This is a genomic window from Candidatus Binatia bacterium (genome assembly GCA_036382395.1).
GTDB lineage: Bacteria > Desulfobacterota > Binatia > HRBIN30 > HRBIN30 > JAGDMS01.
The window spans coordinates 1-1,664 of the sequence record DASVHW010000143.1; the positions used below are offsets into that span (position 1 = coordinate 1).

A 1,664-nucleotide genomic window follows, 5' to 3' on the forward strand; every position below is an offset into this window, starting at 1 on the left:
CCATCCAATGGTGACGGCGAAGAGCGCGTGAAATCCCAGACGCCGGATGATTTCCTCACCGGCAGCCGGTGCGATGGCGTGCGTGAGCAAGACGGAAAGTCCAAAGACCCCGAGCGCCTGCGCCCGCCGATCTTGTGGTGCAAATGTCGCTGCGAACACCGTGGTCGCGGTGAACGCGGCGGCAAAGCTCGCGCCCTGAAGCACGCGCACCGCGAAGAGCGCCGGGCCGATGGCATCCACCCAGAGGTAGCAAATCGACGCGACCGTCATGCCGATGGTGCCGAGCATCAGGAACCGCCGCCGGCCCACCCGGTCGATCATGACGGCGACCACGGGCAACGCCAGCAAGGTGGCCATTCCTCCCACGCCCATCACCACACCGACGGTCGCCTCGGTTCCCCCCAGCGCCTTCACGTACAGCGGCAGCAGAAAAAACGAGGCGAAGTTGAGGAAGAAGAAAAAGTTGACGACGGTGACACGGGCGAACGGCCCGGAGAACAACGCGGCCGTCTGGGCGCGTGGGGAAGTGCGAAAGCGGGCGAGCACGTTGCGTGCTGCTTACATCCTGTGCGCCGACATGTCCTCGTAGCAGGCCCGCTGCTCCGGGCTCATCTCGGCCAGGTGTTGCTTGGCGACGTCGGGCGGGACGGCTTCGAGTGCGCCATCGGGGCGTTGCACGACGACGCCGCTCTTGGTCAGCAGCTTGTAGCGGCGCTTGCGCTCGGCGCGGTCGGGGTGACAGATGAGCTGGCAGTTGCCGCAAGTGAGGTTGAGCTTTCGTTGAGCCGGCATCGCCGGATGGTAGAAGCCGCCCGTGATCTCGGGGCGCGGCCACGAGTCGGTGATCGCCTTGAGCAATACCGGCTCGAACTCCTCGTCCTTCTCCGGCATCGGAAAGCGGCCTGGAGACCAGGTGGACCACTTGCCGTTCTTGGCCAGTCCGGTGAAGCCGCCGCAGACGAAATCGCAGCGGCGATAGGTCCGTCGCTGCGAATAGCCGAACTCCATGCCGCCCATGGTCACGGTCGTCCGCTCCTTCTTGTGCATCAGGCCCGAGGCGCAAGACGCCATGCAGAGCCGGCAGTCGTCGCAGTACTTCTCATCGGCCGGAAGCGGATCCGTGGGCTCGAGGTCGGCCGTGGTGATCATAGAGCCGAGGATCACGGCCGCACCGTGGGTCTTGGTGATGACATTGCCGGAAAGCCCGAACCAGCCGACGCCCGATCGCACCGCCAGATAGCGATGCGAGACGTCGGGCATGAAGTCGAAGATCCCTTTCGGCGTGTCCTTGCGGTAGACCGCGTTCGCACTCACACCGTACGAGGGATAGCCGCGCTGGTCCAGGTAGGTGGCGAGGCTGACGGCGAGACCGGTCACGTACACGTTCGTGCGGACGTTGTCCTGCTGGTGCCCGGCGTGGTCCTGCTTACTCAGGAAACGCTCGATCTTCTCCTGGTCGAGCGGCACAGCGAAGCTCACGGCAGATTTCGCGCCGGGCAGCACGTACTCCAGGTTGGTCGACGGAGGACCGCCGGCCAGGGTCTCCGTGGTCGCGACTCCAGCGGCGCAGGCGCCGTAAGACATGACGAAGTCGATCGCGAGCTGTGTGAGCTGTTTGCCGTCATCCATGATTCCTTCCTCCTTGCCGCCCGCTACAAAGACGC

The 1,664-nt window shown here is 64.9% G+C and carries 2 protein-coding genes; both read right to left on the reverse strand.

Annotated features, from left to right (window positions below; all coding sequences use genetic code 11):
* Positions 1 to 546: MFS transporter (locus VF515_06780; GenBank protein HEX7407341.1), on the reverse strand; the 546-nt coding region annotated here is incomplete at its 3' end.
* A 12-nt stretch (positions 547 to 558) separates the two neighbouring features.
* On the reverse strand, positions 559 to 1,664 hold a 1,106-nt coding region (locus VF515_06785), incomplete at its 5' end, for a hypothetical protein (GenBank protein HEX7407342.1).